Origin of the sequence: Ornithinicoccus halotolerans, assembly GCF_009602535.1 — a bacterium.
GTDB lineage: Bacteria > Actinomycetota > Actinomycetes > Actinomycetales > Dermatophilaceae > Ornithinicoccus > Ornithinicoccus halotolerans.
The window spans coordinates 1-26,669 of sequence record NZ_WIQI01000032.1 but is presented as its reverse complement, the minus strand read 5'-3'; the positions used below and the strand labels follow the sequence as shown (position 1 = coordinate 26,669).

The following is a 26,669-nucleotide window of genomic DNA, read 5'->3' as shown; positions in this document are numbered from 1 at the left end:
CCGCTACCTGCTCGACCGTGGCGGCACCGTCCGCCTCGCCGGTCGCGGGTGCCAGCGCCACCTCGGTGTCGCAGCCGGGCGGCAGCATCGCCCGTGCCCCGGCCGACAGCGTCAGCCACCCGTCGGCCGCGCAGGTGTACTCGTGGCGGCCCCGCACCACCAGCGAGCCGGTCGCCCCCTCCTGCGCCAGCTGCCACAGCGTGGGGGTCGTGCCGGCGTCCAGGTGCGGCCACGCCAGGCCCGGGGCGCCGACCACCACGACCTGCGGTGCCTCGGCGAGGGCCGGGGCCAGGTCGGTCGCCGGTGGGGCCGGCCGGGCCAGGTCCAGCAGCGCCGCCGCGACCACTGCGCCGGCGACCAGGGTCACCAGCACCGCGGCCAGCGTCGGTAGCGGCCCGCGTGACATGACCTGAGGGTATCCAGCGCGCCGCCACCGGCCCGCCACCGCGGGCGGTCCCGCGGCAGCGCATACCCTCGACCCGTGAGCGCTGCCGACCCCCTGGCCTGGACCGCGGGCCTGGCCCTGCTGGTCGCCGTCCTCGCGGTGCTGCTCGCGCTGGCGCTGCACCGCCGCCAGCACCGGCTCTCCGAGCGGCTCCGCACGGTCTTCGCGGAGGCGGAGGGTGAGGAGCTGACCACCGTGCTGGCGCGGCAGGCCCGGCGGGTCGAGGCCACCGAGGCGAGGGTCGAGGGGCTCGAGGGCCGCATCGAGGGGCTGCGGGGCGACCTGCGGCAGGTGCTGCAGCACGTGGCCGTGGTGCGCTACGACGCGTTCGGCGACATGGGCGGCCGGATGTCGTTCTCGGTCGCGCTCGTGGACGACCACGGGGACGGCATGGTGCTCAGCTCGATCCACGCCCGTGGCGAGTCCCGCACCTACGCCAAGGGCGTCGTCGGTGGCCGCAGCGACCAGACGCTCTCCCCGGAGGAGCAGCAGGCGCTCGCCGCCGCTCGCGGGGAGGACGCCTCCGGGCCGGGCCGGGTCGAGCGGCCCCGCGCCGACGCGGGCTAGGCGGGCAGCCGCACCACCAGGCTGCCGGGCGCGACGGTGACCGTCATCGCGCTGACCTCCCCGAGGGTGTCCCCGTCCAGCTGCAGCTCCACCGGCTTGGTGGAGCTGACCGAGATCTCCTGGCAGCGGTAGAAGTCGACGCGCTGGTGGCCGCGCCGCCGCCGGGTGGCCAGCCGGGCGACGACCGCGCCCCAGCCGACGACGCCCTGCGGGGAGAGCAGCACCGCGTCCATCACCCCGTCGTCGGAGCGGGCGTCGGGCAGCAGCACCATGCCACCCTGCAGCCGCCCCACGTTGCCGACCACGACGCTGCGCACCCGGCGACGCAGCCGGGTGCCGTCGTCCATGGTCACGTCCACGATGAACTGCGGCCCGCGCATGTGGCGCGCGCCCGAGACCAGGTAGGCGGCCCAGCCGACCCGGCGCTTGAGCTGCTCGGGCGCCCCGGCCATCACCTCGGCGTCGAAACCCAGCCCGGCCATCACCAGGAACGTGTGCTCCTCCGTCGGCGGCCGCGCTCCGGGCGAGGGGTAGTCGGTCGCGTCGGACAGGTCCACGTTCTCGGACGGGTCGTCCTCGTCGGCGACCCGCTCCAGCAGCTCTTGGGTGGTGGGCCGCGTCAGCGTCATCCGGCAGCTATCGATGCGGGCGTTCCGCCCGGTCAGCGCCGTGTCCAGCGCCCGCTGCAGGTCGTCGTGCGGCAGCCCCAGGTTGCGGGCCAGCAGGTTGCCGGTGCCCGCCGGCAGCAGCCCCATCGGCACCCCGGTACCGGCGAGCGCCGACCCGACCGTCCGCACCGTGCCGTCGCCGCCCAGGGCGCAGACCAGCTCCACGCCCTCCTCGACGGCCTGCCGGGCCTGCCCGAGCCCGGGATCGTCCACGGTCGTCTCCAGCCAGCGCGGCTCGGCCCAGCCGTGCTCCCGACACGCCTGGGTGACCTGCTCGCGGACCGCCGCCACGTCGGTGAACTTGGTGGGGTTGACCACGATCGCCGCGCGGCGCACCCCGGTGGCGTCCCGGTCCTCCGCGGCGAACGCGGACCGTGGCGGCCGCCGACGGCGGGAGCCACGGGCCTCCCGGCCGTGGCCGGACCGGGCGCCTTCCCCCGTCTGACCGGTGTGGCCGTCGAAACCGCCCTCGACGGCGCTGGCCTCGGTCACCGACAGCCACAGCACCACGGCGGTCAGCGCGAGCACCACGGCGAGCGCGAGCGCGAGCAGCGCCCAGCTGGGTTCGTCCACAGTGGCCACGCTAGTCGACCGGCCACGCGTCGGTCGGCCGACCGTCATTAGGCTTACCCGGGTGATCGACATCCGGACCCTTCGAGAGGACCCCGACCGCGTCCGGGCGTCCCAGCAGGCCCGCGGGGAGGACCCCGCCCTGGTCGACGCGGTGCTCGAGGCCGACCGGCGGCACCGGCACGACCTGACCGAGTTCGAACGGCTGCGCGCCGAGCAGAAGACCGTCGGCAAGCAGGTGGCGCAGGCCTCCGGCGAGGAGAAGTCCGCGCTGCTGGCCGAGGTGAAGGACACCGCTGCCCGCGTCAAGGAGCTGGACCGTTCCCAGGCCGAGGCCGCCCAGGAGCGGGAGCGGCTGCTGCGCCGGATCGGCAACCTGGTCATCGAGGGCGTCCCGGCCGGCGGCGAGGAGGACTTCCGGGTCCTCGACACGGTCGGCCAGCCCCGCGACTTCACCGCCGACGGGTTCGAGCCCCGCGACCACCTGCAGCTGGGCGAGCTGCTGGGGGCGATCGACATGGCCCGCGGGGCGAAGGTCTCCGGCTCCCGGTTCTACTTCCTCACCGGCCCGGGCGCACGGCTGGAGACCGCACTGCTGACGCTGGCGCTGCAGCGGGCCCACGAGGCCGGGTTCGTCCAGCTCGGGGTGCCCACCCTGGTCGGGGAGGAGGCGATGGCCGGCGCCGGCTTCCTGGACGCGCACGCCGACGAGGTCTACCGGCTGGAGGCCGACGGCCTCTACCTGACGGGCACCTCCGAGGTGGCCCTGGCCGGCTACCACGCCGACGAGATCCTTGACCTGACCGACGGGCCACGCCGCTACGTCGCCAGCTCCACCTGCTACCGCCGCGAGGCCGGCGCCCACGGCAAGGACACCCGCGGCATCATCCGGGTGCACCAGTTCCAGAAGGTGGAGATGTTCGTCTACTGTCGGCTCGAGGACGCCGAGACCGAGCACGAGCGGCTGCTGGCGTGGGAGCGGGGGATGCTGGACGCGATGGAGCTGTCCTACCGGGTCATCGACGTCGCCGCCGGCGACCTGGGCGGTCCGGCCGCGCGCAAGTACGACTGCGAGGGCTGGGTGCCGACCCAGGGCCGCTACCGGGAGCTGACCTCGACGTCGAACTGCACCGACTACCAGGCGCGACGGCTCGGGGCCCGGGAGCGGGACCCGAACCGCAGCGGCACCCGGCCGGTGGCCACCCTGAACGGGACGCTGGCGACCACCCGCTGGCTGGTCGCGCTGCTGGAGAACCACCAGCGGGCCGACGGCTCGGTCCGGGTCCCCGCGGCGCTGCAACCCCTGCTCGGCGCGGAGGTCATCGCACCGCGCGAGTGATGGGGGCTCCCCCTCGCGGCACGCGCGGCATACCGTGGTCCTCCGTGGAGAGGTTTGCCCGCTTCCTGGGCTCTGAGGAGTCGTTCGTCCGCCCGCTGCCGACGGCGCCGGAGCGCCGGCGCGACCTGCAGCTCGCGCTGGCCTGGGCGCTGGTCGGCATGCTCGGCGTGGAGCTGCTGCGCGCGACCGGCACCTTCGGCGACCTTCGCGTGCCCGTGCTGGGGGAGCACCTGCTCGTGGTCAGCGCCGCCGCGCTGCTGGCGTGGCGGCGCCGCTACCCGATGCTGGTGGCGTCGCTGGGGTCGGTGCACATGATGCTCACCGGCATGCTGGCCCCGCCCGTCATGGCGTCGCTGCCGATGCAGGTGCTGTACTTCTTCGCCATCTACACCGGTGTCGCCTACGGCCGGGACCGGCGCGCGCTGGCCATGGTGGTGACCGGCATCGTCGCGCTGATGCTGGGCTGGGTCGCCTGGCAGTTCGCGCTCGGCTCCGGGATGAGCCAGGTGCGGGAGTGGATCGGTGAGACGCCCACCCAGGAGGGGCTGCTCCCGGCGTTCACCGCCGCGGTCGCCTACACCGGGCTGGTCAACGTCATCTACTTCGGTGGCGCCGTGCTGCTGGGCCAGGTGGCCTGGGACGGAGCCCGCCGCACCGCCCAGGTGATCGAGCAGGCGGCCACCATCCACGAGCAGGCCGGGCGGCTGCGCGACCAGGCCGTGGTCGCCGAGCGGCTCCGCATCGCCCGCGAGCTGCACGACGTCGTGGCACACCACGTGTCCGTCATGGGCGTGCAGGCGGCCGCGGCCCGCCGGGTGCTGGACTCCGAGCCGGACGCGGCCCGGGAGGCGCTGTCGGCGGTGGAGCGGTCCAGCCGGGAGGCGGTCGGTCAGATGCGCGACCTGCTGGGGACGCTGCGCACCGTCGAGCCGGAGGACCGGCTGGAGGGGTCGGAGCGGCTGCTGGGTCCGGGCGTCCCGGAGGGCCTCGGGGGCGGTAGCGGCCGGGAGCCGCAGCCCGGCCTCGGCTGCCTGCCCGAGCTCGTTGAGGAAGCGCGCGACGCCGGCCGGGAGGTGGAGCTCTCGGTCGTGGAGGAGTACCCGGGCGCCGCTGCGGCGGTCCCCGCGCCGCTGCAGCTCACCGCCTACCGCGTGGTGCAGGAGGCGCTGACCAACGTGCGCCGGCACTCCACCGCCCGCCACGTCGGGGTGACCGTGCGCGCCGGGCGGACGCTGGAGGTGGAGGTGGTCGACGACGGCTCGCCACGGCGCGGCACCGAGGGGACCGGCCTCGGGCTGCGGGGCCTGCGCGAGCGCGCTCACCTGCTCGGCGGCAGCGCCGAGACCGGGCCCCGCGCGACCGGCGGGTTCCAGGTGCGGGTGGTGCTGCCGGTGCCGGAGGCGGTCCGCCGGTGATCCGGGTGCTGCTGGTCGACGACCAGCCACTGCTGCTGTCCGGCTTCTCCCTCATCCTGTCCACCGAGCCGGACCTGGAGGTCGTGGGCACCGCGGCCGACGGCCAGCAGGCGGTCGCCGCGGTCACCGAGCTGGCTCCCGACGTCGTGCTCATGGACGTGCAGATGCCGCTGCTGGACGGGATCGAGGCCACCCGCCAGGTCGTGGCCGGCTCCCGCGCCAAGGTCGTCATGCTCACCACGTTCGACCGTGACGACTACCTGTTCGACGCCCTGCAGGCGGGAGCCAGCGGCTTCCTGCTCAAGAACGCCGACCCCGACGACCTGGTCGCGGGCGTGCGCGCGGTCGCCGAGGGACACGCGCTGCTCGCGCCGGAGGTCACCCGCCGCGTCATCGAGGCGGGCCGGCACGCCCCCGCCGACGTCGACGAGCGCCGGCTGGCGCCGCTGACCGCACGGGAGCGCGAGGTGCTCTCTCTCGTCGCGGCCGGGCTCAGCAACGGCGAGATCGCCTCCCGCCTCGTGCTCGGGGAGGCCACCGTCAAGACGCACGTGTCCAACGTGCTGAGCAAGCTCCAGCTGCGTGACCGGGTGCAGGCGGTGGTGCTGGCCTACGAGTCCGGGCTCGTCCGGCCGCACCGGTAGCGGCCTGGTCTCCGCCCCCGGTCGGAGGCGCGGCCGGACCCAAGATCCACCTCAGGGGGGATCCCCCGGCCATGGCGCCGCGGCTACCGTCGACAGCGTCCGCGGCGACGCAGGGGGTTGCCACGGGCGGGGCCCCTGACCGGGCGGTCCGGGTCCGTCGCGCGGCGCGTCGACCGGACCGCCCGGCCAGGTGAGCCGGTCCAGGGCAGGTAACCACCGGCCGACATCAGGGTGACGGAGGGAGCAGCAGTGCTGTTCGTCGAGGGGCTGACCCGACGGTTCGGGAGCACCACCGCGCTGGAGTCGGTCTCCTTCGACGTCCCCGCCGGGCGGATGGTCGGCTTCGTCGGCGCGAACGGTGCCGGCAAGACCACCGCGATGCGCATCATCATGGGCGTGCTCGCGGCCGACGCGGGCACGGTGCGGTGGGGCAGCCAGCCCGTGACGGACGCACACCGGCGGCGGTTCGGGTACATGCCGGAGGAACGCGGCCTCTACCCGAAGCAGGGGGTACGGGACCAGCTCGTCCACCTGGCGCGGCTGCACGGCGTGCCGGCCAGCGTCGCCCGGGCGCGGGTGACGGAGCAGCTGGAGCGGTTCGGGCTCGGTGAGCGGGCGCGCGACCGGCTGGAGTCGCTGTCGCTGGGCAACCAGCAGCGGGTGCAGATCATCGCCGCGGTGCTGGCCGAGCCGGTGGCGCTGGTGCTGGACGAGCCGTTCTCCGGGCTGGACCCGACCGCCGTGGACGAGATGACCCAGCTGCTGCGCGAGCACACCGCCGCCGGCGTTCCGGTGCTCTTCAGCAGCCACCAGCTGGAGCTGGTCGAGCGGCTGTGCGACGGGCTCGTGGTGCTGCGCGCCGGCCAGGTGGTCGCGCAGGGAAGCGCCGAGGAGCTGCGGGCGGACACGCCGCTGCGCTACCGGCTCACGCTGCGCGGCGACGCCGGCTGGGTGCGTGACGTCCCCGGCGTGACCGTCCTGGACCTCGCCGGGCGCAGCGTCCTGGTGCAGCTGGCGGACCAGGGCACGGCCTCGCGGCTGGTCGGCCTGGCCACCCAGCGCGACGAGGTCTACGAGTTCTCCCGCCAGGTGCCGAGCCTGGCCGAGATCTACCGGGACGTGGTGCTCAGCAGGAGCGCGGCATGAGCGCGGGGCCCTCGGGCAGGGCCGGCAGCGTGGACGCGGACCGTCAGCAGCTGGCCGAGGGGCCGGCGGTGACTCCGACCCAGGCGCCGGAGACCCGGCCCTGGGCGCTGGTCGCCCAGCGGGAGGTGATGGTCCGGCTGACCGACCGGAACTTCCTCGTCGGCACCGCCGTCACCGTCGTGCTGCTGGTCGGCCTGCTGCTCGTGCAGGGCTGGCTGAGCGGGCGGCCGGACACCACCACCGTGGCCGTGACCGACGCGCAGGGCGCGGACGTCGTGGCCGCCGCCGAGGAGCACCTGGCCGACCCGCGCCGCGACGTGACGCTCGAGGCGCTGTCCGTGGCCGACCGGGCGGCCGGCGAGGCGGTGCTGGCCGAGGAGGAGGCGGAGGCGCTCCTCGTGCCGTCGGCCGAGGGCTGGGTGCTGGTGACCGAGCACACCCCCAGCACCTCGTTGCGGCAGGCGATCGCCGCCGCTGCCTCCGAGCACGCGCTGTCCGGCAACGCCGCGGCGGCCGGCACCACGGTGGAGCAGCTGCGTGCTGGCGGGGAGCTGGCCGTGGAGACCCTCAGTGACGGCGAGGACGACGGGATGGTGATCGCGGTCGCAGGGGTGGCGTTCGCGTTCCTGTTCTACCTGTCGTCGGTGATGTTCGGGATGACGATCGCCAGCAGCGTGGTCGAGGAGAAGCAGTCGCGCATCGTGGAGATCCTTGCCGCGGCCATCCCGGTGCGGGCGCTGCTGGCGGGCAAGATCATCGGCACCAGCGCGCTGGCACTGGCCCAGCTGGTGCTGCTGGTGGCGGTGGGACTGGTGGGGTCCACCGTCGTCGGCTACGACGTGTTCCTGCCCGGGATGGCCGAGGCGCTCGCCTGGTACCTGCCGTTCTTCCTCGCCGGGTTCCTCGCGCTCGCCTGCATCTGGGCGGCGGCCGGTGCGATGGCCTCCCGGAACGAGGACCTGCAGACCACCACCACCCCGCTGACGATGGCGCTCGTCGCCGTCTTCCTGCTCGGTTTCTACCTCGAGGGCACCGCGCGGGCCGTCGCCAGCTTCGTGCCGGTGCTGTCGACGCTGCTCATGCCGCTCCGGGTGCTGGAGGGCGATGTCGGATGGTGGGAGCCGGCGCTGGCGCTGGTGCTGACCCTCGCCTTCGCGGTCGCCACCGTCCTGGCCGGCGCCCGCCTCTACCGGCGCTCGCTGCTGCACACGCAGGGCCGGCTGGGGTGGCGGGCGGCCTGGTCGCGGTCCGGTTGAGGTGACCGCATACGGTGGGGCCGTGGACACCCCCCAGCGGCCCAGCCGGCCGTCCGACCTGCTCGTCTGCCTAGACGTCGACGGCACGCTCATCCACCACGACGGCACCCTGACCGACCGGGTGTCGGCGTCGGTGCGGGCGCTGCACGAGGCGGGCGTGCACCTGGTGATCGCGACCGGCCGCTCGGTGATCGCGACGATGCCCATCGTCGAGCAGCTGGGGCTGGTGGGCACCGGCGGTTTCGGGGTGTGCTCCAACGGTGCCCTCACCATCCGGCTCGAGAAGTCGCACGAGGAGGGGTACGAGGTCATCGACGCGGTCACCTTCGACCCGCGACCGGCCGTGGAGGTGCTGCGCCGGGAGGTGCCCGACGCCATCATCGCGGTGGAGGAGGTCGGCGTCGGCTTCAAGGTCAGCGAGCCCTTCCCCGAGGGCGAGCTGCAGGGGGAGCAGCGGGTCGTGAACTTCGAGGAGCTGGTCGGGCACCCGGCCACCCGCGTGACCTTCCGCAGCCCCGGCGGCACCTCGGAGGAGTTCGTCGAGCTCGTGGACCGTATCGGCCTGCACGGGGTCAACTACGCGGTCGGGTTCACCGCCTGGCTGGACCTGGCGCCGGAGGGGGTGTCGAAGGCCTCCGCGCTGGAGCAGGTGAGGCGCCGGCTCGGGATCGAGCCGATGGGCACCATCGCGGTCGGTGACCAGCGCAACGACGTGGAGATGCTGCAGTGGGCCGCGCGGGGCGTGGCCATGGGCCAGGCTCCCGAGGAGGTCCAGCGGGCGGCCGACGAGGTGACGGCCACGGTCGACGAGGACGGTCTGGCCCTGGTGCTGGAGGACGTGCTGGCGTCGGTGCGACCCGAGCGAGTGGCCAGCCTCGACGAGACCTCCTCGCGCTGACGGAGGCCGCGGTGACCGCTGCCACCTCGCCCGAGGATGACCTGGTCATCACCTCCCCGGCCAACCCCCGCCTCAAGGCGCTCGGCCAGCTGCGGCGACGCCGCGTCCGGGAGGCGGAGGCACGCACCGTTGTCGAAGGCGCCGAGGAGCTGGAGCTGACGCTGTCCACGGGCGTGGTGCCCGAGGTGGTCTTCCACTGCCCGGAGCTGATGGCTGCGAGTGGACCCGGCCCCGACGCCGTCGCCGCAGCACGTGCCCGCGGTGCGCAGGTGGTGCGGCTGGGCCGGGCGGCGTTCGAGAAGGCGGCCTACCGGGAGGGCCCGGACGGGCTGCTCGCCGTGGTGCCCGCCGTGGACCGCCGGTGCGCGGAGCTGACACTGCCGGCGGCACCGCTGGTGCTGCTCTGCCAGGCGGTCGAGAAGCCAGGCAACCTCGGCGCCATGCTGCGCACGGCCGATGCCGCCGGCGTCGCGGCCGTGGTCGCCGCCGACCCGGTCACCGACTGGGGCAACCCGAACCTGGTGCGGGCCAGCAAGGGGACCGTCTTCTCCGTGCCGGTGGCCGCCGACGCGACCACCGCGGTGCTCGACTGGCTCGAGAGCGAGGGGGTGGCGCTGGTGGCGGCGACGCCGGACACGGAGGTCGAGCACACCGACGTCGACTACACGGGACCGGTGGCGGTCGCCGTGGGCGCCGAGAAGCACGGCCTGACCGACGACCTCCTGCACCGGGCGGCCCACCGGGTGCGGATCCCCATGGTGGGGCAGGCGAACTCGCTGAACGTGGCCACCTCTGCCGCGATCGTGCTCTACGAGGCGGTCCGCCAGCGCCGGAGGGGCTGAGCGAGTCGCTCCCACCCTGCTGTCAAGGGTCTGTGTGCGCTGTGTCACGATGCCGATATGCGTATCGACCATGTCTCCTACGCCGCAGAGCCCGACGGGATGGTCGCCACCGCCAACCGACTGGCCGAACGGCTGGGCGTGCCGGCGCACGACGGAGGCGTGCACCCACGCTTCGGGACCCGCAACATGATCCTGCCCCTGGCCGCGACCCGCTACCTCGAGGTCGTCGAGGTGCTGGACCACCCGGCCTCGGACAAGGCCCCGTTCGGCCAGGCGGTCCGGGCGCGGTCCGACCTCGGAGGCGGCTGGATGGCCTGGGTCATCGCCCTCGACGACCTCACCGGTATCGAGGCCCGGTTGCGGCGGGAGGCCGTCCCGGGTCACCGCCACACGCCCGAGGGCGTCGACCTGACCTGGCGGCAGATCGGGATCAGGGGCAACATCGCCGACCCGCAGCTGCCGTTCTTCGTGCGCTGGGACAGCTTGACCCACCACCCGTCGACGCTGGCGCGCAGCGACGTCCGGCTCAAGGAGCTCACCATCGCCGGCGACCCGCAGCGCATCCGCGACTGGCTCGGGCTGACCGGCCCGGCCGGGACCTGGGAGAAGGACGTCGACTTCAGGTTCGACGGTAACGGCGAGCCCGCTCTCGCCTCGGTGACGTTCACCACCCCGAACGGCGACGTCACCGTCTGAGCCGACCGGCAGCTCCCGCTCCGTCCCCGCTCTCGGCGTCAGCCTGGGAGGCCGACCAGGTCGTGCTCGGGCCGACCGCCGGTCCAGCGCGGCTGGACGCGCCGCAGGTGCTCCGTCGTCAGGACCCGCCGACGCAGGTCCTCGGAGATCTCGTCGAAGGGCGAGTCCTGCGAGCGGTGCGTCTGAATCGCCTTCCACCGGGTCTGGTAGCACCAGGCGGTGTCGAGCATCGTCGTGACCTCCTCGTCCGGCGTCCCGAACTGCGGCATCGCGGCGTACTCCGCGGCGGCCGCCGCGCCGGCTCGCTCGAGCAGCCAGGCGTGCGCGAGCGAGCGCGGCAGGCAGTGCAGGTAGAGCGCGGTGTCCGGCTCCACGGCCGCGAGGACGGCGTCGCGCACCCGGACGTGGTCGCGGTGCCCGTCGCTGCCGTCCAGGGTGAGCACGACGGAGGGGCGGTGCCGGTCGACGGCGTCACGAACCCGGGCGGTCAGCTGCTCGAGCGGCGTGGCGCACAACGTGCCCGGGGACGGGTCGCCGTCCATCCCGGAGTCCAGCAGGCCGAGCGTCTCGACCTGGTCGACCCCCAGCACGGCGGCCGCCTCGTGCAGCTCGCGTTCGCGCAGCGACCCCAGCCCCTCGGGGGGCACGGTGACGCGGTCGGAGGGATGGCCCGCCTCTCCGAGCGTGGCGCACACGACGACGGTGCGCGTCCGGCGGGCGGCGTGGAGCAGCACCGATCCGCACCCGAAGGTCTCGTCGTCCGGGTGGGCGAACACGGCCAGCAGCGTCATGTGGGTCTCCTCGTCGTGCCCAGCCTGCGGACGCGTTCAGCCTAGAAGGTGGTCGCGAGGCAGCGCCACAGTCAGTCGCCAGGTCACGGCCAGGTCCCGCCCGCCCTCGGCATGGGGCGACCGCAGGTCACTGCCAGTGTCGGTGGCCCGCCCTACCCTGGACATCAGTTCGATCATTGGTGATGGACTCCGCTGCGGAAGGGGGTGTGCGGGGTGGAGGAGCACGAGCCGCCGGTCTCGCACGGCCAGCAGGAGCCGGTGCCGGTGGCGGCCGATGAGCAGCTGGGCTCGCTGCGTGAGGTGGCCGACCGGTTGGCGGAGGTGGCGGACTCGCGGGCGGTGTTGTGGCAGGCCGGTGAGGATGAGCTGGCGGACGTGCTGGCGGCCGGTCAGCAGGTGCGGGCGGCTCAGGAGCGCGTGCTGCACGGAGCGGTGTGCGAGGCCCTGGCACGGGGGATGCACGCCGGGCTGGGGCTGACTGCGGCCGAGTTCGTGGGAGTGCACTGCCCGTGGCTGCCCGCGGCCGAGCAGCGCCGGATCGCCCGCGTCGCCCAGGCGGCAGACCGGGCGGCGTACTGGCCCGTGGTCGAGGCCGTGGGCCGAGGGGACATCTGCACCGAGCGGGCCGACCGGCTGATCAGGGACGTGTCCCGGTTGCGCCGGTATGTCGATGAGGCCCAGTGCGCCGAGTACGCGGCGATGCTGCTGCCGCTGGCTCGGATGGGCGCCGACCGGGAGCTGCGGATCGCGGTGGAGCATCTGCTGGCCCTGGTCACCCCGGAGCTGGATGCCGAGGCGTTGGCCAAGGCTCGGCGGGAGTCGTGCAAGGTGTTCGAGTCCTCGCTGGCCGACGGGATGCGCCGGTTCATCATCGAGGCCGACCCCGAAGGGGCGGCGCTGCTGCGCGCGGTGTTCTCCTCCGGGCTGACCCGCCCGGAGAGTGACGGCTCCGGGGCAGACCTGCGGCCGGCCGGCCGGCGCCGCTACGACGCCCTCACCACGGTCATCCGCCGCGGCATGGCCTCCCCGGACCCGAGTGCGCCGTGCGGGGCGCCGGTGCAGATGCTGATCACCCTGCCCTTCGACGTGCTGGCCGGCCGGGTGGGGGCCTACGGGACCGCCGAGCTGGGCGCCGGGGAGCTGGACAGCCTCACCCCCGGGCAGGCACGCCGGCTGGCCTGCGAGGCCGAGCTGGTGCCGTTCGTGCTCGGCGGACCCTCAGAGGTGCTCGACCAGGGCCGCAAGCGACGGCTGGCCACCCCGGCCCAGCGCCGGGCGCTGTGGGTCCGGGACCGAGCCTGCACCTTCCCTGGCTGCTCCATGCCCGCCCAGTGGACCGAGGTCCACCACGCCCGCGTCTGGTGGTCCTGCGGCGGGAACACCGACCTGGGTGACATGGCCCTGCTCTGCCGGCGACACCACACCTGGGTGCACACCCACGATCCCGAGGTCACCATGACCGACCGCGGGCCCGTCTGGCACCTGGACCGCTGCCACGGTCGCGGTACCGGTGAACAAGCCACGCTGCACACCGACCAGCCGCCCGGCGCCACCCAGCCCGTCCTGGACGCCTTCGGCCTGCCCCGGCAGACCAACGGAGCCCAGGACGGTCACCGCGGTGACACCGGCCGCAGCAGGGGCAGCGAGGGCGGCGGAACGGTCACCGGCCGTCGTCAGCCCACCCGAGCGCGGCCCGCCGAGGGCGCGCGCCTCATCCGCCGGGACGAGCCCGCCCGGGACCGTCCGGTCACCGGCCCGGCTCTCACGCCCGGCCATCACCGGCCGGGGCCACCGGGTCGCCACGGGGCGGGTCGGCCGTCCCAGCGCAGCGACGACGAAAGCCGGTTGGCCGGCTGGACCAACCGCAGCAGCGGCCAGCGACACGCCCGCCGTCGGCGCTACCACGGCCCGACCCTCCAGCCACCCACGCCGGGCACCGGACAGGCCCGACCCCCACCAGAGGGCCGAGCCTGACCAGGGTCCGGCCGAACGCCGGTCGCTGCCGTTGTGGGTTACCGGTCGTAGCCTCGCAGCCGTTGGCTGTTGAGGACCACGATGACGCTCGAGGCTGCCATCGCGGCACCGGCGATCATGGGGTTGAGCAGGCCGAAGGCCGCGAGCGGGATGGCCGCGGTGTTGTACGCGAACGCCCAGAAGAGGTTCTGCTTGATGATGTGCAGCGTGCGCCGGGACAGGCCGATGGCTCGCGCCACGGTGGTGACGTCGGGGCGCATCAGCACGATGTCGGCGGAGTTCATCGCCACGTCGGTGCCCGACCCCATGGCCATGCCGAGGTCCGCCTGCGCCAGCGCGGCGGCGTCGTTCACCCCGTCCCCGACCATGGCGACTACCTTGCCCGCCTCCTGCAGGGTGGCGACCTCGGCGTACTTGTCCTGAGGCAGGACGCCGGCCCGCACCCGCTCGGGGTCGATGCCGACCTGGGCGGCGACGGCGCGGGCGGTCTGCTCGTTGTCGCCGGTGAGCAGGTAGGGCGTCAGCCCGAGCTCCCGCAGCCGGGTGATCGCCTCGGCGCTGGTGGGCCTCGGCTCGTCGGCGACGGTGAGGGCCGCCCGGGCCACGTCGTCCCAGCCGACCAGCACGGTGGTGCCGGCGGTGTCGAGCGCGGCACGCAGCTCGTCCGGGACGGTGCCGAAGAGGTCCGGCTTGCCGACCGTCACCTCGACGTCGTTGACGGTGCCCCGGGCGCCCTGGCCAGGCAGGCCGGTGAAGTGGCGCACCTCGGGGATCTCGATGCGCGCCTGGCGGGCGGCGTCGACGATGGCGCGGGCGATCGGGTGCTCGCTGCCGTCCTCGACCGCTGCGGCGGCCTTCAGGGCGGCGTCCTTGGGGAGGCGGCCCGTGGTGGTGATCGACTGCAGGGACGGCTCACCGACGGTGAGGGTGCCGGTCTTGTCGAGGACGACGCTGTCGACGCGGCGGGTGCTCTCCAGGATCTGCGGGCCCTTGATGAGGACCCCCAGCTGGGCGCCCCGGCTGGTACCGGTCAGCAGGGCGGTGGGCGTGGCCAGCCCCAGCGCGCAGGGACAGGCGATGATGAGCACCGCGACCGCCGGCTCGAGCGCCGCTGCCAGGGTGCTTCCGGTCAGCAGCCAGAGGAGGAAGGTCAGCGTCGCGGCCACCAGCACGGCGGGCACGAAGACCGCGGAGATGCGGTCGGCGAGCCGCTGCACCGGGGCCTTGCCGGTCTGCGCCTCCTCGACCAGCCGGGTGATCTGCGCCAGCGTGGTCTCGGAGCCGACGCGGGTGGCCTGGACCACGAGCCGTCCGGAGCCGTTGACGGTGCCGCCGGTGACCTGGTCGTCGACGCTGACCTCGACGGGCATCGACTCACCCGTGACCATCGAGGTGTCCACCGCGCTGTGGCCCTCGACGACCACGCCGTCGGTGGCGATCTTCTCCCCCGGCCGGACGACGAAGCGGGCGCCGACCTCGAGCTGGTCGGTGGGGACACGCTGCTCGGTCCACGCGCCGCTGGCCGGGTCGGTCCGCAGCACCGCGACGTCCTTGGCGCCCAGCGTCAGCAGCGACGTCAGCGCGGACCGTCCGGTCGCCTTGGCCCGCGACTCGATGTAGCGGCCCACCAGCAGGAACGCGGTGACGGCGGCCGCCACCTCGAAGTAGAGGTGCTCGGTGAAGCCGGTCAGGACCGCCGTGAGCGACCACACGTAGGCCGCGGTGACCCCGAGGGACACCAGGGTGTCCATGGTCGAGGACAGGTGCCGGGCGTTGATGGCGGCCGCGCGGTGGAACGGCCACGCCGCCCACAGGTACACGGGGGTGGTGAGCACCAGCTCCAGCCAGGGGGCCGCGCCGCCCAGCGCCTCGGAGACCGGCGGGACCATCGCGATGACGACCACCGCGGCCGCGAGGGCCAGCGCCACGGCGGCACGCAGCCGCAGCGACCGGTCACCGACCAGGTCATGGGTGTCCGCCGGCGGGGCCGAGCCGGAGTCGCCGCCCGGGCCCTCGTCGAGGGGGTCGGCGCCGTAGCCGGCCGAGCGGACGGTGGCGACGATGTCGTCGACCGTGACCGGGTCCGCGTAGGCGACCCGGGCCTTCTCGGTGGCCAGGTTCACGCTCGCCTGCACCCCTTCCAGCTTGTTGAGCTTGCGCTCGATCCGGGCGGAGCACGACGCACAGGTCATGCCGGTGATGGCCAGGTCGACCTGCTGCTCGGAGGTGGGCGTGGGGGTGGTCACGGCAATTCCTTCGTCGCTCGAGTCCGCGGCGGGGCCACGGTCGGACAGGGCAGCGGCACGGCGGCCCCGGTTGGTCCGGGCCGCCGGCCGTGGGAGAGGGGGCCGTCCCCGGGACTGTCCGGCTGGGGCCCGCCTCCAGGTCGCAGCGGCGTCAGGAGGTGACGGTGTAGCCGGCCTCGGCGACCGCGGCCTTGGCGGCCTCGAGGTCCAGCGGGCCCTCGCTGTCGACGTAGACCGGCGAGGCGCCGTCCTTGTTGAGGTCCACGCGGACGCTGCGCACGCCCTCGACCTCGGAAAGCTCCTCGGTGACCGAGGACACGCAGTGCCCGCAGTTCATGCCGGTGACGGTCAGCTCGGTGGTCTGGGTCTGGTTCATGGTGATCCTCTCGGTGGGGACGTCAGCTGCGCACGAGGCGCGCGATGGCTGCGGCAGCCTCCTGCACCTTCTGGTCGGCGGCCTCGTCGGAGTCGCGCGCGGCGTCGACGACACAGTGGGCGATGTGGTCTTCCAGGAGGCCCAGGCTCACCGCCTGCAGGGCCTTGGTGACCGCGCTCACCTGGGTGAGGACGTCGATGCAGTACTCCTCCTCCTCGACCATCCGGGCGATGCCACGCACCTGGCCCTCGACGCGACGCAGTCGGCGGAGGTAGTCCTCCTTGGTGCCGGTGTAGCCGTTCACAGCCATGGCAACCAATATACCCCCTAGAGGTATTCCGTCCGTCCCGGCGTCTGCGCGCCGCCGCCCGGCCCGGGTCGCCGGCCGGTCACCGCGCCACCCCGCCGCGGCGGTCGGCGCTGTCGGGGGTGCCAGGACCCGGCGCCGACCGGTCCAGGTGGGCCACCAGCTGCGGCGCGAGCCCCACGTAGGTCTGTGGGGTGAGCCCGGCCAGCCGCTCCTGGACGTCCTCGGGCAGGCCGAGCCCGCGGACGAACTCCCGCAGGTCGTCCCCGGTGATGCGCCGCCCGCGGGTCAGCTCCTTGAGCCGCTCGTAGGGGTTGTCCATGCCCGGGTGCCCCGCCACCGCCAGTGCCCGCATCGCCGACTGCACCGGCTCGGCCAGCACCTCCCAGTTGGCCTCCAGGTCGGCGGCCATCGCCTCCGGCGCGGCGTCCAGCCCGGCCAGTCCCTTGGCGACGTTGTCCAGCGCCAGCAGGCCGTGCCCGAGGGCGGTCCCGATGTTGCGCTGCATCGAGGAGTCAGTGAGGTCGCGCTGCAGCCGGGAGGTGACCAGCGTGGAGGCCAGCACGTCCAGCAGCGCGTTGGAGACCTCCAGGTTGGCCTCGGCGTTCTCGAACCGGATCGGGTTGACCTTGTGCGGCATCGTCGAGGACCCCACCGTGCCCTGACCGCGGACCTGCGCGAAGTAGCCCAGCGAGATGTAGGACCAGAGGTCGGTGCACAGGTTGTGCAGCACCCGGTTGAACCGCGCCAGGTCGGCGTACAGCTCGGCCTGCCAGTCGTGGGACTCGATCTGCGTGGTGAGCGGGTTCCAGGTCAGCCCCAGCCCCTGCACGAACTCGCGGCTGACCTGCTGCCAGTCGGCCTCCGGCACGGCGGCCAGGTGCGCCCCGTAGGTGCCGGTGGCGCCGTTGAGCTTGCCGAGGTACTCCGCCGAGGCGACCCGGCGCCGCTGCCGGCGCAGCCGGTGCGCCAGCACCGCCAGCTCCTTGCCCATGGTCGTCGGGGTGGCCGGCTGGCCGTGGGTGTGCGCCAGCAGCGGCACCTCGGCCAGGTCCCGGGCCAGCTGCTCCAGCTGCTCCAGCAGGGCATCGGCGCGCGGGAGCCAGACCTGGGTGACGGCGCCGCGGACCATCAGGGCGTAGGAGAGGTTGTTGATGTCCTCGGAGGTGCAGGCGAAGTGCACCAGCTCGCTCAGGTCCTCGCGGTCGAGCCCGGCGAGCCGGCGCTTGAGGTAGTACTCGACGGCCTTGACGTCGTGGACGGTCTCCCGCTCGATCCGGCCCAGCTCGGCGATGTCGTCGGCGCCGAAGTCCTCGACGACGCGGCGCAGGGCCGCGACCTGGTCGTCGGTGAGCAGCCGCGACGGGGCCACCACCTGGTGCTGGGCCAGGTAGATGAGCCACTCCACCTCCACGTGCACGCGCTGGCGGTTGAGCGCCGCCTCGGAGAGGTGGTCCACCAGCGGGGCCACGGCGCCGCGGTAGCGGCCGTCCAGCGCCCCCAGGGCGATCGGCGGGGTCAGCTCAGCCAGGGATGCCATGGGCCGCATTCTCGCAGGGGTCAAGGGCGGCCGATGTCAGCGCCGACGGCCCCCGTCACCGTCGGGGTCGATGTCCTCGGCCTCGAGGTACTCGTCGGTGACGTGGTCGCGGTGACCGCGGGCCTCCTCGGTGGCGTCCCGGGCACGCTTCTCCAGCGCCTCGGCCTCGGCCCGCTTGGCGTACGCCTGCTCGCGGGCCTCGCGGGCGGCCGCCTCCTTCTGCTGGACGTAGCCCTCGCCCTGCGTGGCGCTCTCCCGCAGCCGGTCCGCCTCGACCCGGCGCTCCTCCTGCTGGCGCCTGCGCTTGCGCATCAGCGTCATGACCAGGAGCACGACCAGCACGACCACCACGGCCGCGATGACCAGCCAGAGCCAGGTGTTGCCGTCCATGGCGAGTCCTCCTCGTGTCGTCGGTGCGGATCACGCTAGCCGGGTTGCCGGGCCGGAGCGAGCGGACGAACAGGTAACCAATAGGTTACCATTTCGCCATGGACGTGTTCGCGGCGCTGGCCGACCCGGTTCGCCGCCAGCTGCTGCTCCGGCTGGCGACGGGGCCGGCGCGGGTGGTGGACCTGGCCGCCACCCACGACATCAGCCGCCCGGGCGTCAGCAAGCACCTGCGGCTCCTGGGGGAGGCCGGCCTCGTCCGCGCGGAGCGCCGGGGGCGGGAGCGCCACTACCGCCTCGAGGCGGCGGCGTTGCAGCCGGTGGTCGAGCTGGTCGCGGCCCTGCGCGGGCCCGGCCAGGCGGGCTCGCGCTCGCCCCGGTTCACCGACCAGGTCCTGGCCGGGCTGGACCTGGAGGTGCGCCGCACCACCGCGGAGCGCACGACCCGCGACCGCGGCGCGGCCCGACCGGGGCGCGACACCCACCATCGAGCCGAGGAGGACAGCGCATGAGCAGCACACCGACCACCCCCACGGCCACCGGCCGCCACGAGCGGCGGGAGGGCCGGGACTGGATCGTCTTCACCCGCACCTTCCGCGCCCCCGTGCAGGACGTCTGGGCCGCCGTGACCGAGCCGGAGCGGATGGCCCGCTGGATCGGCACCTGGCACGGCGACCCCACCAGCGGCACCGTGTGGTTCCGGATGACCGCCGAGGAGGGTATGCCGGAGGAGGAGCACCGGGTCGAGGCCTGCGAGCCGCCGCACCGGCTGCGGACCCGCTCGGTCGGCGAGGGACCGGACGGCGAGGAGCACCCGTGGGTGCTGGAGCTGCGGCTGTCGGAGCAGGGCGGCGTCACCACGCTGGAGTTCTGCCAGGACCTGCCGGACCCGGCGATGGCCCACCACGTCGGGCCCGGGTGGGACTACTACCTGGACCGGCTCGAGGCGGCGTTCGGCGGCCGGGACGCCGACGAGGTCGAGTTCGAGCCGGCCTACTACCCGGGCCTGATGGCGACCTACCAGGAGCGGTTCCCGGGCTAGCGCGGGTCAGCCCGGGTAGCCCTCCGGGTTGGCCTGCTGCCAGCGCCAGGTGTCGGCGCACATGTCGGCCACGTCGCGCCGCGCCCGCCAGCCCAGCTCCGCCTCGGCGAGGGAGGGGTCGGCGTAGGAGGCGGCGATGTCGCCGGGACGCCGGCCGACGACCTCGTAGGGGACCGGCCGGCCGCTGGCGCGCTCGAAGGCCCGCACCAGCTCCAGCACGCTGGTGCCGCGGCCGGTGCCGAGGTTCCAGGTGCTGACGGTGCGGTCGTGGCTGGTGATCCACTCCAGGGCGGCCAGGTGGCCGGCGGCGAGGTCCTCCACGTGGATGTAGTCGCGGACGCCGGTCCCGTCGGGGGTGTCGTAGTCGTCACCGAAGACCCGCAGCTTCTCCCGCCGCCCGATCGCGACCTGGGCGATGTAGGGCATCAGGTTGTTGGGGATGTCGGCCGGGTCCTCGCCGATCCGTCCGGAGGGGTGGGCGCCGACCGGGTTGAAGTAGCGCAGCAGGGCCACCCGCAGCGACGGTCGGGCCACGGCGACGTCGCGCAGGACCTGCTCGATCATCACCTTGGTCCAGCCGTAGGGGTTGGTCGCCGACGTCGGCAGGTCCTCTGTCATCGGCACCGGCGCGTGCGGGCCGTAGACGGTCGCGGAGGAGGAGAACACGACGCGGTCGATGCCGTGGCGCGCCATGGCCTCCAGCAGGCCGAGGGTCGCGCCGACGTTGTTGCGGTAGTACTCCAGCGGCTTCGCCACCGACTCCCCGACCGCCTTGGACCCGGCGAAGTGCACGACCGCGTCGACCCGCTCCTCGGCGAGCAGCGCGGACAGCTTGTCCGCGTCGGCGAGGTCGAAGGCGTGCAGCGGGACGTGCTGACCGGACAGCTCCTCGAGCCGGCCGATGACGGTGGCCTTGGCGTTGCGGAGGTCGTCGACGACGACCACGTCGTGGCCGGCGGCGAGCAGGTGCAGCACGGTGTGGGAGCCGATGTAACCGGCCCCGCCGGTGACCAGGACGCGCATGGCCCCCAGTATGTCGCCCGGCCTCACCCGGCCGGGGTGGTCACCGCGCCGGTGGTGGGGCGGCCGCTACCGGTGGGGGCAACCACCCGGCCGTCGTGCAGCGCGACCATCCGGTCGGCACGTTCGATCAGGATCGGGTCGTGCGTGGAGACCAGCGCGGCGATGCCCCGCTGGTGGGTGAGCTCGACGAGCAGGTCCATGATCGTGGCCGCGGTGTCGGAGTCCAGCTGCCCGGTTGGCTCGTCGGCGATGAGCACCTGCGGCTCGGTGACCAGCGCGCGAGCGATGCCGACGCGCTGCTGCTGGCCGCCGGAGAGCTCGTAGGGGCGCTGCCGGTCGTGCTTGGCCAGCCCGACCTGCTCCAGCGCCGCGTGCACCCGGTCGTTGCGTTCGGCGACGGGCGTGCCCAGCAGCCGCAGCGGCACCTCCACGTTCTCGGCGGCCGACAGCACCGGCACCAGCCCGAAGGACTGGAACACGTAGCCGACCAGCTCGCGCCGGACCCGCGAGGCCTCCTGCTCCTTCAGCTCGGACAGCACCCGGCCGTCGCCCAGCAGCACCCGCCCCGCGGTGGGGCGGTCCAGCCCGCCCAGCAGGTTGAGCAGCGTGGTCTTGCCCGACCCGGAGGGTCCCCGCACGACCGTCAGCTCACCGGGGTGGACCTCGACCGTGACGTCGGTCACGGCGTGCACCTCGGCCGCGCCGCGCCCGAACACCCGGTGCAGGCCCTCGCCACGGACCAGGTAGCGGCTGGGCTCACTCATCGTCGTCCTCCTTCTCGCCGGCCGGGCGCCGGGTGGCCGGCCGGTCCGGCCACACCCCGACGTGGTCGGTCTCCAGCTCCAGCCGGACCCGGTCGCGCAGCCCCAGCTCGGCGACGTAGCCGCTGGGCAGCTGCATCCGCCCGGCCCGGTCGATGACGGTGTACTCCTGCGCGACCAGCCGCTCCTGGCCGTGCTCGTCCCGCTCGACGTGCCGCAGCACCTCGGTGGAGGTGCGCCCGTCGCGGATCCGGACGGTGCGGCGCACGTGGTCGGCGATGGTCGGGTCGTGGGTGACGATGAGCACGGTCACGCCGAGCCGCTCGGAGGCGTCGCGCATGGCGGCCAGCACCTCGGTCGACATCGCGTCGTCCAGCTCACCGGTCGGCTCGTCGGCCAGCAGCACGGCCGGGTCGTTGGCCAGCGCGACCGCGACGGCGGTGCGCTGCTGCTGCCCGCCGGACAGCTCGGCGGGGCGGCGGTCGCGGCAGTCGGCCACGTCCAGCAGCTCCAGCAGCTCCTCCACCCGGTCGGCGCGGTCCCGGCGCGGCCGGCCGGCGATGACCAGCGGCAGCGCGACGTTCTCGGCGGCGGTGAGGAACGGCATCAGGTTGCGGGAGGTCTGCTGCCAGACGAACCCGACGACGTGGCGCTGGTAGTGCACCCGCTGCCGGCGGTTCATGGTCAGCAGGTCCACCCCGGCGACCTGGGCGCGGCCACCGGTGGGGGTGTCCAGGCCGGAGAGGATGTTGAGCAGGGTGGACTTGCCGGACCCGGAGGCGCCGACGAGGGCGACGACGTCGCCGGGGTCGACCCGCAGGTTCAGCCCCTGCAGCGCCTGCACCTCGACGCCGTCGGTGGCGTAGATGCGGACCAGGTCCTCGCACAGGATGTCCGGGCCGCCGTGGTCCCGGGCGTTCGGCGGCTCGGACCGCTCCGTGACCGGGGATCCGGTCCTCGCGGTGTCGGTGGTCATGGTTCCTACCTCTCCTCACCGATGCGCAGGTGACGGGTGATGTCGGCGCGGGCGGAGACGGCCGCGGCCGCGAGGGTGGCGGTGACGACGGCGAGCAGGACCGCGCCGAGCACGAGCCCGAGCAGCATCGGGTCGGCCGCCAGCGCCGGTTGCTGCTCGCCGCCGGTCATCGCGCGGAAGTCGACGGTGCGGACCAGCAGCCAGGGCACCGCGAACCCGACGGCGCCGCCGACGAGGGCGGAGGCGGCCAGCAGCGGTGCCAGCTCCCAGGCGGCCAGGCCGCGGCCCTGCCGGGCGGTCAGCCCGAGCGTGCGCAGCACCGCGAGCAACCGGGCCCGGGCGGGGGCGCCCAGCAGCAGCACGAGCACGACCGCGAGCACCGTCAGGGCGGTGGCCAGCACCACCGCGGTCGCGCTCATCGCGGTCAGCCCGGAGGTGACCGGCGCCTCCCGGTAGGCGTCCAGCTGCTGGTCGGGGGTCTCCACGGCGGTGTTCGGCACCGCCTCCCGGACGGCCGCCGCTACCTGCTCCCGGTCGGCGCCCTCCTCGACGGAGAGCAGGGTCAGGTTCCCCAGCGGGTAGGCCCGCCCCAGCCGCTCCCATCCCTCGGTCGTCACCACGACGAACCCGGACGGCGTCTCGTAGCCGGGGATGGCCGGCACGTGCCCGACCAGCTCGACCTCCCCGATGCCGGAGAGCTGGGCGGTGCCGGTCCCCGGCGGGACGGTGCCGCCGGTCACCGCGGGCACGGGGCCCTCACCGTCGTCACGGGCGAGCTGCTCCGGGAGCGCCTCGAGGTGCTCGGCCGACCGCTGGACGGCGGGCAGCTCCTGGTCGACGATCACCACCTGCACCGAGGTGGCTTCGGACGCGCCGGTGAGCTCGGTCGCGCGGGTCGAGTCCGTGACTCGGGCGACGCTCTCGACCCCGTCGACGCTCTGCAGGTCCTCGACCACCTGCGGGAGGGCTCGAGCACCGGCCACCCGGATCGGCGCGCCGGTGCCCTCCCAGGCCGCCTCCTCGGCGCCCTGGGAGACCGTCGAGGCGACCATGGTGGCGCTGACCGCCACCGCGACGCCCAGCAGCATCGCCAGCGCGGGGAGCACGCCGCCGGAGGGGTCGCGGACGGCCCGGGCGGCGCCCAGGAAGGAGGTGAGCCCGGGTCGGGAGCGCAGGCTTCGCAGCAGCAGCCCCAACGGCAGCGGGTAGAGGCGCAGCGTGAGGAGCGCGGCCGCGAGCGCCACCAGCAGCGGGGTCGCCGCCAGCAGCGGGTCGGCACCAGCCACGGTGCCGCTCTCCGGGCCGCCCAGGCCACGGTCGAGCAGCCGCCAGGTCGCCAGCGCCGCCAGCGCGAGCACGGCCACCTCGGCCACCCACCGCAGCCGGGAGCGGGAGCGCGCCCCGAGGTCGGACCGCCGGTGGACCGCCTGCGCCGTGCCCGCGGTGACCGCGGTCACCGCCGCCGGCACCAGGCCGACCACGACGGCCAGCAGCAGCTCCCCCGGACCGGTCGAGCGGGGCACGACCAGTCCGGCGGCGTAGTAGCCCAGCAGCGCCGCCGGCAGGCCGACCAGCGCGGTCTCCAGGCCGAGCAGCCAGCGCAGCTGCCCCCGGGAGGCGCCGCGCGCCAGCGCCAGCCCCAGTGGGGCCTGCCGACGCGTCACCAGCAGTCGTGCGGCGAGCGCGAACACGGCCAGCACCACCCCGATCGGGCCGGCGGCCAGCACGGACAGCACCGCCGCGGTGGCGTGCTGCTCGTCGGCGAGCCGCTGCAGCACCGGCACCACCTCAGCGGCGAAGGTGACCTGCGTCTGCTGCGGGCGTCCCGCCTCCGGGTCCGCATCCCGCAGCACGACGGGGGCCGAGACCAGGCTGCGCAGCTGGGCGGCCGCGGTGGCCACCTGGTGGCCGGGCACGTCATCCGCCTGCACCGGCACGACCGCGTTCAGGTCCCACACCCAGGCCGGGTTGCCGGTGGTCCCGGGGTTGGCCGGGCCCAGATAGACGGAGACGAAACCGGTCACGCCGACGTTCCCGTCGAAGAGCTCACCGACGTCCAGGCCGTTGGGGGCGTGCCGCCAGTAGCCGTCGGCCGGGTCGACGGCCTCGTAGGTGCCGGTCAACAGCCAGGGGGTGTCGGCAACCGGCTCGCCGACCCGCCAGTGCAGCTTCTCGGCCGCCGTGTCGGAGACCATCACCTCCAGGTACTCGCCCTCCGCCCCCGGGCCATCGTCGGCCGCTGGCTCCCCGGCCGTGCCGGGCCCCAGGGAGCGCGGTACCCGGGAGGACGGCCAGTCCCCGGCGACCAGCCGCACCCGGTCCTGCAGCAGCGGGTCCACACGGGGCAGCACCTCCAACCGCGCGTAGTCGCTGGCGGCCTCCGGGTCGACGGACGTCCCGGTCTGCGTCTCCGTGAACACGTAACCCGCACCCAGCATCGAGCGCAGCGGTTCGGGCTGGGAGGTCCGCAGCTCCTCGAGGGCCGCCAGCGGTTCGCCCCAGCTCTCCTCCACCGTGCCCCCACCGGAGAGGTCCCGGCCGTAGCCGGCACTGGAGGTGACTCCCACCAGGTCGCGCTGGATCGCCGAGAGCGGGTTGACCACGTGCGACACCTGCCGGGAGTGCATGTCGTCCACCACCCGCGGCCAGGCGGTCATCACGAGGGCGACCAGGAAGACCACCACGCCGATCAGCACGCTCACCCACGGGTCGGCGCGCAGCTGGCGGCCCGCCAGCCACAGCCTCCCGGGGGCGCTCACCGGATCTCCTCGCGGTACTCGGTGTCCAGCGCCTGCGCGCGGACCCGGGTCGCGGTCACCGTCGCAGTGACCGCGACGGCCAGCATCAGCACGCCCAGCAGGACCAGCCACAGCGGCAGCTCGAGCGCGAGCGCGGCCGGCAGCGACACCTGGCCCGGGAGGGTGGTGGAGCGGGCCAGCTCCGGCACGACGAGCGCCCCCACGGTCCAGCCGGCGACCAGCCCCGCGAGCAGGGCGGCGCACACGACGCCCAGCAGCTCCAGGGCCCGGGACCGGGCCTGCAGCGCCGCCGGGGCGCCCAGCGCCCGCAGCACCGCGACCTCGGGGCGACGCCCGGACAGCAGGGTCGCGGTCACGGCCGCGATGCCGGTCGCTGCCAGCAGGACGGCACCGGCGGAGGCCACCCAGAAGACCAGCCGGACCGCGCTCGCGGCGTCGGTGACCTCCACGCTGCCCGGGCCCATCACCTGGCCCAGGCCGGGCACTCCGCCGAGCGCCTGCTGGGTGGCGTCCGCGTCCTCGGTGGCGAGCCAGAACTCGGTCGGCCGCGGCGCCTGCTGGCCGGCGGCCAGCAGGTAGTCGGCCAGCGCCGCCTGGTCGACCAGCACCGCCTCCGGCTGCAGCGTCCCGGGCACGCTGGGGACCACGGCGGCTACCGTGCCGGGCACGCTGAGGCCGAACGCCCGCAGCTCCACCTGCTGCCCCTCGACGAGGTCGTTGGCGCGGACCAGGGCCGGCGTGACCGCGACCGGCACCACCGGCTCCTTGCTCTCCGGGTCGGCCGTGACCGGAACCGTGTCGACCGCGTCCCTGGTGGGCATCGGCTGGTTCCCGGCCATCCCGCTCGTGCCGGACACGACCAGCGTGCCCCGGCTGCTGTCGTGGGTGACCTCGAGGTCGGTGCTGCCGGGTCCCTCCCGGTAGTCGCCGCCCGTGGCGGGCTGGCCGGCGGGTTCCGGGGTCGACCAGTCCACGGCCGGCCGTTGCGCCAGCAGGTCGGTGCCCTCCGAGGTGGTCAGCCCCTCGAGGGTGACGGTCACGTCGTAGGGCACGGACCACTGCGGGAGCCCGAGCCGCAGCCCGGTCAGCGTCCGGTCGGTGCCGTCGGGCAGCTCGAGCCGCAGCGTGGTCGTCTCGGTGCGCTCCTCGGCGCGGATCTGCCGCTGGACCACCTCCCAGTGGAACGGGAAGCGGAGCGGCTCCAGGGTCAGCGTCTGCGGACCGACGGTGTGCGGGTCCACCACCTGCAACGTCGGGCGCAGCTCGTGACTGCCCTGGCCCAGGGTGCCCAACCAGCGCCAGTGGTCCTCGATGAGGTCCTCGACCATCTCCTCGGAGACCTCGCCCGCCCCGACGACGACGGACTCGGGGTTCTCGCGGAGCTCCCGCTCGTGCGCCTCGCCCTGCTGCTGCGTGCTCCGGACGAAGTCGGGGTGGGCGCGGGTGGTGACCGAGACGGTCAGCTCGAGGCTGAGCGGCCCGTCGGGGAGGGCGATCGCGTCGCGCGGGCTCGCCGCGGGGTCGTCGGTGCCGCCTGGACGGAGGGCCGCCGAGACCGCGCCCGGGTCCAGCGAGCCCTGCGGCAGCAGCGCCACCTCCTCGAGCCGGTCCACCGGGAGCACGGTCAGCTGGGCGTCGGTCTGGCCGAGCCGGGTCTCGGCCCGCCAGACCGGTGCCTGCGCGCTGTGGGGCACGTCGGAGACGTCCGGCACCGTGACGAGGGTGTCCTGCGGCGTCGGGGCCGGCGCGAGCCGGGCGCGCACGTCGGCGCCCTGCCCGACGTCGGAGAGGGCATCGCGCAGCCCGCCGGAGGTCGCCGCGTACAGGCCCGACAGCGTGGTCGCCCCGACCGCCAGCACCGTCAGCACGACCGGCACGGCGTGCACCACCAGCCGCCGGGAGACCTGGGCCGCGGCCAGGTGGCCGGTCAGCCGGCGCCGCGGCTGGAGCCAGGTGGTGCCCATGGAACGGCTCAACGTGCACCTGACCGGTGACGTGCAC

Annotated in this window: 24 protein-coding genes and 1 pseudogene; 12 read left to right on the top strand and 13 right to left on the bottom strand. The window is 74.5% G+C overall.

The genetic code is table 11. The features are described 5' to 3' along the window. A pseudogene (locus tag GFJ45_RS07885) lies at positions 1-406 on the bottom strand (hypothetical protein); the annotation flags it as partial. A 75-nt stretch (positions 407-481) separates the two neighbouring features. Between GFJ45_RS07885 and GFJ45_RS07880 the strand changes: the two are divergent. Then, positions 482-1,012, top strand: coding sequence for a DUF4446 family protein (locus GFJ45_RS07880; RefSeq protein ID WP_228386689.1), 531 nt, complete (start codon positions 482-484; stop codon positions 1,010-1,012). On the opposite strand, the gene GFJ45_RS07875 is transcribed toward GFJ45_RS07880, so the two are convergent. Then, the gene (locus tag GFJ45_RS07875; RefSeq protein WP_228386687.1) at positions 1,009-2,253 is read right to left on the bottom strand and encodes a diacylglycerol/lipid kinase family protein; all 1,245 of its coding nucleotides are present in this window, start codon (positions 2,251-2,253) and stop codon (positions 1,009-1,011) included. The two genes, GFJ45_RS07880 and GFJ45_RS07875, sit on opposite strands and share 4 nt — an antisense overlap. Positions 2,254-2,314: 61 nt before the next feature. On the opposite strand from GFJ45_RS07875, the gene serS reads away from it, so the two are divergent. The 8 genes from serS (at position 2,315) to GFJ45_RS07835 (ending at position 10,486) form a co-directional block, all read left to right on the top strand. Further along, complete coding sequence (serS, locus tag GFJ45_RS07870) at positions 2,315-3,589, top strand: serine--tRNA ligase (protein ID WP_153395887.1); 1,275 nt, start codon at positions 2,315-2,317, stop codon at positions 3,587-3,589. Between the two features lie 44 nt (positions 3,590-3,633). Beyond that, on the top strand, positions 3,634-5,004 hold the full coding sequence (locus tag GFJ45_RS07865; RefSeq protein ID WP_153395885.1) for a sensor histidine kinase: 1,371 nt from the start codon (positions 3,634-3,636) through the stop codon (positions 5,002-5,004). Beyond that, positions 5,001-5,648, top strand: coding sequence for a response regulator (locus GFJ45_RS07860; RefSeq protein WP_228386685.1), 648 nt, complete (start codon positions 5,001-5,003; stop codon positions 5,646-5,648). Before GFJ45_RS07865 ends, GFJ45_RS07860 begins: the two co-directional genes overlap by 4 nt. A gap of 249 nt (positions 5,649-5,897) precedes the next feature. Next, on the top strand, positions 5,898-6,794 hold the full coding sequence (locus GFJ45_RS07855) for an ABC transporter ATP-binding protein (protein WP_153395883.1): 897 nt from the start codon (positions 5,898-5,900) through the stop codon (positions 6,792-6,794). Further along, on the top strand, positions 6,791-8,050 hold the full coding sequence (locus GFJ45_RS07850; RefSeq protein WP_153395881.1) for an ABC transporter permease: 1,260 nt from the start codon (positions 6,791-6,793) through the stop codon (positions 8,048-8,050). The genes GFJ45_RS07855 and GFJ45_RS07850 overlap by 4 nt, the downstream gene beginning before the upstream one ends. Positions 8,051-8,072: 22 nt before the next feature. Continuing rightward, positions 8,073-8,948: an HAD family hydrolase gene (locus GFJ45_RS07845; protein WP_153395879.1), complete on the top strand. Its 876-nt coding sequence runs from the start codon at positions 8,073-8,075 to the stop codon at positions 8,946-8,948. An 11-nt stretch (positions 8,949-8,959) separates the two neighbouring features. After that, positions 8,960-9,790 carry a TrmH family RNA methyltransferase gene (locus tag GFJ45_RS07840; protein WP_228386684.1) on the top strand — a complete coding sequence of 277 codons (831 nt, stop codon included), beginning with the start codon at positions 8,960-8,962 and terminating at the stop codon, positions 9,788-9,790. A 57-nt stretch (positions 9,791-9,847) separates the two neighbouring features. Continuing rightward, on the top strand, positions 9,848-10,486 hold the full coding sequence (locus GFJ45_RS07835) for a VOC family protein (protein ID WP_153395877.1): 639 nt from the start codon (positions 9,848-9,850) through the stop codon (positions 10,484-10,486). A gap of 38 nt (positions 10,487-10,524) precedes the next feature. Here GFJ45_RS07835 and GFJ45_RS07830 read toward each other — a convergent pair whose 3' ends face one another. Beyond that, complete coding sequence (locus GFJ45_RS07830) at positions 10,525-11,277, bottom strand: PIG-L deacetylase family protein (RefSeq protein ID WP_153395875.1); 753 nt, start codon at positions 11,275-11,277, stop codon at positions 10,525-10,527. A 213-nt stretch (positions 11,278-11,490) separates the two neighbouring features. Here GFJ45_RS07830 and GFJ45_RS07825 point away from each other — a divergent pair, with 213 nt between their 5' ends. Continuing rightward, positions 11,491-13,251 (top strand): HNH endonuclease signature motif containing protein, encoded by a 1,761-nt coding sequence (locus GFJ45_RS07825; protein WP_194288575.1) that lies wholly within the window; start codon positions 11,491-11,493, stop codon positions 13,249-13,251. A 38-nt stretch (positions 13,252-13,289) separates the two neighbouring features. Here the strand turns inward: GFJ45_RS07825 and GFJ45_RS07820 are convergent, their stop codons facing one another. From GFJ45_RS07820 to GFJ45_RS07800, 5 genes are all read right to left on the bottom strand, one after another. Continuing rightward, positions 13,290-15,497: a heavy metal translocating P-type ATPase gene (locus tag GFJ45_RS07820; RefSeq protein WP_323368719.1), complete on the bottom strand. Its 2,208-nt coding sequence runs from the start codon at positions 15,495-15,497 to the stop codon at positions 13,290-13,292. Positions 15,498-15,648: 151 nt separating this feature from the next. Next, positions 15,649-15,873, bottom strand: a complete 225-nt coding sequence (locus GFJ45_RS07815; protein WP_153395871.1) for a heavy-metal-associated domain-containing protein — start codon at positions 15,871-15,873, stop codon at positions 15,649-15,651. A 22-nt stretch (positions 15,874-15,895) separates the two neighbouring features. After that, complete coding sequence (locus GFJ45_RS07810) at positions 15,896-16,177, bottom strand: metal-sensitive transcriptional regulator (protein WP_153395889.1); 282 nt, start codon at positions 16,175-16,177, stop codon at positions 15,896-15,898. An 85-nt stretch (positions 16,178-16,262) separates the two neighbouring features. Continuing rightward, positions 16,263-17,720, bottom strand: coding sequence for an adenylosuccinate lyase (gene purB, locus GFJ45_RS07805; RefSeq protein ID WP_153395869.1), 1,458 nt, complete (start codon positions 17,718-17,720; stop codon positions 16,263-16,265). A gap of 36 nt (positions 17,721-17,756) precedes the next feature. After that, positions 17,757-18,110, bottom strand: coding sequence for a hypothetical protein (locus GFJ45_RS07800; RefSeq protein ID WP_153395867.1), 354 nt, complete (start codon positions 18,108-18,110; stop codon positions 17,757-17,759). Between the two features lie 98 nt (positions 18,111-18,208). On the opposite strand from GFJ45_RS07800, the gene GFJ45_RS07795 reads away from it, so the two are divergent. Both GFJ45_RS07795 and GFJ45_RS07790 read left to right on the top strand, forming a co-directional pair. Continuing rightward, the gene (locus tag GFJ45_RS07795) at positions 18,209-18,619 is read left to right on the top strand and encodes an ArsR/SmtB family transcription factor (RefSeq protein WP_153395865.1); all 411 of its coding nucleotides are present in this window, start codon (positions 18,209-18,211) and stop codon (positions 18,617-18,619) included. Beyond that, positions 18,616-19,149 (top strand): SRPBCC domain-containing protein, encoded by a 534-nt coding sequence (locus tag GFJ45_RS07790; protein WP_153395863.1) that lies wholly within the window; start codon positions 18,616-18,618, stop codon positions 19,147-19,149. Before GFJ45_RS07795 ends, GFJ45_RS07790 begins: the two co-directional genes overlap by 4 nt. Positions 19,150-19,155: 6 nt before the next feature. Here the strand turns inward: GFJ45_RS07790 and galE are convergent, their stop codons facing one another. The 5 genes from galE to GFJ45_RS07765 are packed head-to-tail and all read right to left on the bottom strand — an operon-like array spanning position 19,156 to position 26,632. After that, positions 19,156-20,172 carry a UDP-glucose 4-epimerase GalE gene (galE, locus tag GFJ45_RS07785; protein ID WP_153395861.1) on the bottom strand — a complete coding sequence of 339 codons (1,017 nt, stop codon included), beginning with the start codon at positions 20,170-20,172 and terminating at the stop codon, positions 19,156-19,158. Positions 20,173-20,195: 23 nt separating this feature from the next. Continuing rightward, positions 20,196-20,936, bottom strand: a complete 741-nt coding sequence (locus GFJ45_RS07780) for an ABC transporter ATP-binding protein (protein ID WP_153395859.1) — start codon at positions 20,934-20,936, stop codon at positions 20,196-20,198. Beyond that, positions 20,929-21,909 (bottom strand): ABC transporter ATP-binding protein, encoded by a 981-nt coding sequence (locus GFJ45_RS07775; protein ID WP_153395857.1) that lies wholly within the window; start codon positions 21,907-21,909, stop codon positions 20,929-20,931. The genes GFJ45_RS07780 and GFJ45_RS07775 overlap by 8 nt, the downstream gene beginning before the upstream one ends. A 5-nt stretch (positions 21,910-21,914) precedes the next feature. Beyond that, positions 21,915-24,668, bottom strand: coding sequence for an FtsX-like permease family protein (locus GFJ45_RS16940; protein ID WP_153395855.1), 2,754 nt, complete (start codon positions 24,666-24,668; stop codon positions 21,915-21,917). Then, positions 24,665-26,632: an FtsX-like permease family protein gene (locus tag GFJ45_RS07765; RefSeq protein ID WP_153395854.1), complete on the bottom strand. Its 1,968-nt coding sequence runs from the start codon at positions 26,630-26,632 to the stop codon at positions 24,665-24,667. Before GFJ45_RS07765 ends, GFJ45_RS16940 begins: the two co-directional genes overlap by 4 nt. Positions 26,633-26,669: the final 37 nt, after the last annotated feature.